Origin of the sequence: Paraburkholderia sp. BR10872 (genome assembly GCF_040965835.1) — a bacterium.
GTDB lineage: Bacteria > Pseudomonadota > Gammaproteobacteria > Burkholderiales > Burkholderiaceae > Paraburkholderia > Paraburkholderia nodosa_A.
The window spans coordinates 1-4,424 of the sequence record NZ_JBFRCN010000116.1 but is presented as its reverse complement, the minus strand read 5'-3'; the positions used below and the strand labels follow the sequence as shown (position 1 = coordinate 4,424).

Here is a 4,424-nt window from a genome sequence, read left to right as displayed (position 1 = left end):
GAAGCTCGATTGCGGCGGGCTGTGCGCTCGCGCAGGCCGCGCTCGTCGAGCGCGCCTGGGCGGATCTACAGGATGCGTGGAGAATGCCAGTGCGGCTCGTGGTGAGCGGCGGCGCAGCGGCCGAAGTGACAGCGGCGCTCAAGGTGCCGCATACTCGCCACGATGCACTGGTGCTGTCGGGCCTGGCGCTCATCGCGGCGCAGTCCTGAGACGCGCGTCACCCGTTTGCCGCTTACATCCGGCCCTGAAACTGAACGAACGTTTTCGAAGGAGCTTCACACGATGCTGCGCTGGCTGATCGCCATTCTGATTCTCGCCAACGGCCTGGCCTTTGCGGCCATTGGCGGCGTGTTCGGCCCGACGCCCTCGTCGGGTTCGCGCGAAACCCAGCACCTGAACCGGCAGATCCACCCCGAGCGGCTCGTGGTGAAGCCGATCCGACCGTCCGAATCGGCCGACGTGCCGACCGTCGGCGGCCCGGTGACGGTACCGTCGGTGCAGGCGTCGACCCTCACGCAGTAAGCGACAGCTCAAACGCAACCGGCCGGGGGTCGGGCGCGCCCATGCGTTGGGCGGCCCGGCCTCCGGCCGGTTTTGCATCGTCCGCCACATCGTGCGGACGTACGTCGCGACTTACTTCGATCCTTCCTGCGCGCGCACTTTCTGCAGCAGCTTCGTCGTGGAGCGGTCGTGCTCGAAGGCGATCGCGAGCGCCCGACCGCCCCAGCCGCGCACCAGCGCCGACTCGGGCAGCGCGTCCATGTCGTAGTCGCCGCCCTTCACGAGAATGTCCGGGCGCAAGGCTCCGATCAGCTCGACGGGCGTTTGCTCACCGAACTGCACGACCCAGTCCACGCTCTCCAGCGCCGCCAGCAGCGCCATGCGGTCGTTCTCGTTGTTGATGGGGCGGTCATCGCCCTTGCCGAGCATCTTCACCGAAGCGTCGCTGTTCACGCCGACGATCAGCGTGGCGCCCAGCGACTTCGCATCGGCGAGATAGGTGACGTGTCCGCGGTGCAGGATGTCGAAGACGCCATTGGTGAACACCACAGGGCCGGGCAGCGAGGCGCGCAGTTGCGCGAGCGCCTCGCGGGTCGTGATCTTGCGTTCGAAGGAAGCGGGCATGGAATGAGGCTCGGATAAAAAATAGGCGCGGATCGATTTGGGCGTGCCGCATTGAGCAAGCCAGTGAGACGCGCGCCAATGAAAACGGCCCGTCACGCGAAAAGCGCTTCGGGCCGTCCCGGTCGCGGCGCGCCACGAAAGCACGCACGCGAGATGTCCCGGCGCGTCAGGCCGGCTGTTGCGTGCCTTGCTCGGCCTGCAGGCGCTGCACCACTTCCTTGCGATAGCGGTTCAGTTCCTGCGCCGTGGTGAACGTGCGCTCGAACAGGATCGAGAGGTTGTGCAGAATGCGCTCGATCACCTTCTTTTCCCACCCGTCGTCGAAACGGATCTGCTCGTCGAGCCAGCGCTCGAGCCATTCCGGGTCGGGCAGGCGCGACTGCACGGTGTCGCGCGGGAACAGCGCCTGGTTCACGTGCAGATTCGTCGGGTGCAGCGGCTTTTCGGTGCGGCGCGCCGAAGCCATCAGCACGCCGATCTTCGCGAACGCCGCGCGCGCGACGTCGCCGAAATTGTTGAGCGCCTTCTTCATGTAGCGCAGATAGGCGCCGCCGTGGCGCGCTTCGTCGCGCGAAATCGTTTCGTAGATGGCCTTGATGACCGGTTCCGTGTGCCATTCGGCGGCACGGCGATACCAGTGGTTCAGGCGGATTTCGCCGCAGAAGTGCAGCATGAGCGTTTCGAGCGGCGGCGCCGGATCGAACTCGAAGCGCACGGCGTGCAACTCTTCTTCCGTCGGCACCATTTCCGGCTTGAAGCGGCGCAGGTATTCCATGAGCACGAGCGAATGCTTTTGCTCCTCGAAGAACCACACGCTCATGAACGCCGAAAAGTCGCTGTCGTGATGGTTGTCGCGCAGGAACATTTCCGTGGCCGGCAGCGCCGACCATTCGGTGATCGCGTTCATCTTGATGGTCGCGGCCTGCTCATCGGTAAGGAGCGACGCATCGAACTTGTCCCAGGGAATGTCCTTTTCCATGTCCCATCGGACCGATTCGAGCGATTTGTAAAGTTCCGGATAAAGCATCGTGTTCATAGTCCCGCCCCTGATCTGCGCAAAACGCGCGCATGACGAATTCGTAGCGTGCCGCGTGCCCGCATACAACGCGGCCGCGCAGGCAAAAAGCATTTAATTTTACGCGGTATCCGGCCCTCTGGACGCAATCGCAGACCGGCGAACGCAACACGCGTCGCCCCACGACAATCCAGCCAACCGGAATGAAGGCGCCGTCGTGGATTCTGGATAGCTGCTCCGTTCCTCGAACCCGGCCGCCTGATACCGCTGATCACTACCGATACCGGCAAGGCATGCAAGCCATCGCCGCGCGGCTATGCGACACAATGCCGCATTCTCGCACCCCACGTCGACGTCTTTTTGACACACCTGCTGGCTGATTTTCAAATGGGCCGACATCCCGCCCGTCAAGGCCGTGGAACCTGCGCGGCGGAGCGTCGCAACGCCGTCCGCAACTCCCACAAATGACCGGAAAAACCTTACACAATAATAGCATGCCGATGTTTCAGTTCCGCCGCGCCCCGAAATCCATGATCGCGCCGTCTGTCGGGGCTTTGAGCCAAGTCAAAAGAACGTCGCTTTGAGCGAGCGTGTCGTGGTCATCCAGTTCGATCAATTCAGCCGTCGCCGAAATATTCGTGGCGGCCGTCGAGTTCGAGACGCACGGCCGGGAACACGAATGGAATCGCCGCCGAAGCGAGCAGATGCGCGGGCGTGAGCGCGACCATGCGCGCGGTGCGTTGCACGCGCCGCCACGACAACCGGCTTGCACCTGGTAGAACGTGACGTGCCGCCCCGACGAATGGCTGCGCCGTGACGGCGAGCGCCGCGGCGCGCCTTATTCGGGCTGCGCCGGCGCCTTCTTCGCGCCGCGCGGCGCGCTGCGGCCTGCGCCGCCGCTGTTGCCATTGCCATTGCCATTGCCATTGCCGTTGCCGTTGCCGGTGTTGCTGCTCCGCTTGGCGGTGCTGCTGCGTTTGGCCGTGGCGGCTTCGGTCTTCGCCTGCGCCTCGCTCACCGCTTGCGCCGCCGCTTGCGCGGCCTGCGCCGCGGCGGCGGGTTGCGCCATCGCGAATTGCGCAAGTTGGTTGAACTGCGCCTGCACGAGATTCCACCACGAACCCGCGTCGAAGCCCGGCGGCGCGGCTGCCGCACCTTCGGACGCAGCGCCTGCGTTCGCGGCCTCGGACTCAGCGGCCCGCTCGCGCGCGGCGCCCGCTCTCGGCGCTTCGGATTCGGCGTGCGTCGGCGTCATCTGCGCCTGCGCGAACGCGCCGAACGCACGCAGCGTGGTGAGCGTGGCGCGCTGTACCTCGAGCGCCTGGATGGCGGACTGCAACATACCGAGATTGAGCTTCAGCCACTGCTCGACGGCGCGCAAATCGGTGATCCGCTTGTCGAGTTCCTCGATGTTGGTGAGCGGCGTCATCATGTCGGTCATCATCGAAAGCGGCGGGCCAAAGGCTTGCGCCACGCCCGGTTCGCCGCCCGGAAACGCGCCGCCGAACGGCGTGAGGCGCATCATCCCCCACATCTGGTCGAGCATTTCGGCGGGCGGAAAGCCCGGAAAACCCGGGAACGGCGGCATGGTGCCTGCTGAGTCGGTCATGCGGTACTCCCTCGCATAGATAGGTGGTCAAATGCGCGCGCGCGGGCGGCACGAAACGATCTCTTCGATGATAGCGCGCGTAAAACCAGAAATCGGCAGAAAGCGCGAATCAGAATGGATCGCCGCCCGGAAACTCCGGCGCGCGCCGCTCGCGCAGCGACTTCACGCCTTCGCGCACATCGGGTCCCGCGAAGCCCATGAATTCGAGCGCGAGCGACGTGTCGAAGTTCGGCCCCGCCATGCGCAGCCAGTTGTTGAGCGCGTACTTGGTCCAGCGCAACGCGGTTTGCGAACCGTTGGCGAGGCGCTTCGCCACTTCGAACGCTTTCGGCAGCAAGTCGTTCTCGTCCACGGCGAGCGAGACGAGGCCGATGCGCTCCGCCTCCTCGCCGCTCACCGGCTCGCACAGCAGCAGGTAATACTTCGCCTTCGCCATGCCGCACAACAGCGGCCACACGATCGCCGCGTGGTCGCCCGCCGCGACGCCCAGGCGCGTATGGCCATCGATGATGCGCGCCGTCTTGGTGGCGATGGAAATGTCGGCCAGCAGTCCCGCGACGAGCCCCGCGCCCACCGCCGGACCGTGCATGGCCGAGACGATCGGCTTGCCGCAGTTGATCACGTTGTAGACGAGGTCGCGCGCCTCGCGCCACACGCGCGCGCGCACGTCGAAAT

General features: G+C 65.4%; 5 protein-coding genes and 2 pseudogenes. 2 read left to right on the top strand and 5 right to left on the bottom strand.

What is annotated here, in order from left to right; all coding sequences use genetic code 11:
• Both AB4Y43_RS40100 and AB4Y43_RS40095 read left to right on the top strand, forming a co-directional pair.
• A pseudogene (locus tag AB4Y43_RS40100) lies at positions 1-209 on the top strand (pantothenate kinase); the annotation flags it as partial.
• A gap of 73 nt (positions 210-282) precedes the next feature.
• On the top strand, positions 283-522 hold the full coding sequence (locus AB4Y43_RS40095) for a hypothetical protein (RefSeq protein WP_342949561.1): 240 nt from the start codon (positions 283-285) through the stop codon (positions 520-522).
• Positions 523-633: 111 nt separating this feature from the next.
• On the opposite strand, the gene rfaE2 is transcribed toward AB4Y43_RS40095, so the two are convergent.
• From rfaE2 to AB4Y43_RS40070, 5 genes and pseudogenes are all read right to left on the bottom strand, one after another.
• Positions 634-1,125 carry a D-glycero-beta-D-manno-heptose 1-phosphate adenylyltransferase gene (gene rfaE2 / locus AB4Y43_RS40090; RefSeq protein ID WP_368730262.1) on the bottom strand — a complete coding sequence of 164 codons (492 nt, stop codon included), beginning with the start codon at positions 1,123-1,125 and terminating at the stop codon, positions 634-636.
• Positions 1,126-1,291: 166 nt separating this feature from the next.
• Positions 1,292-2,161 carry an acyl-ACP desaturase gene (locus AB4Y43_RS40085; RefSeq protein WP_028201777.1) on the bottom strand — a complete coding sequence of 290 codons (870 nt, stop codon included), beginning with the start codon at positions 2,159-2,161 and terminating at the stop codon, positions 1,292-1,294.
• Between the two features lie 599 nt (positions 2,162-2,760).
• Positions 2,761-2,948, bottom strand: a pseudogene (locus AB4Y43_RS40080) (patatin-like phospholipase family protein); the annotation flags it as partial.
• A gap of 30 nt (positions 2,949-2,978) precedes the next feature.
• Positions 2,979-3,749, bottom strand: coding sequence for a PhaM family polyhydroxyalkanoate granule multifunctional regulatory protein (locus AB4Y43_RS40075; RefSeq protein ID WP_368730261.1), 771 nt, complete (start codon positions 3,747-3,749; stop codon positions 2,979-2,981).
• A 109-nt stretch (positions 3,750-3,858) separates the two neighbouring features.
• A partial coding sequence (locus AB4Y43_RS40070) for an enoyl-CoA hydratase/isomerase family protein (RefSeq protein ID WP_368730260.1) occupies positions 3,859-4,424 on the bottom strand: 566 nt, incomplete at its 5' end.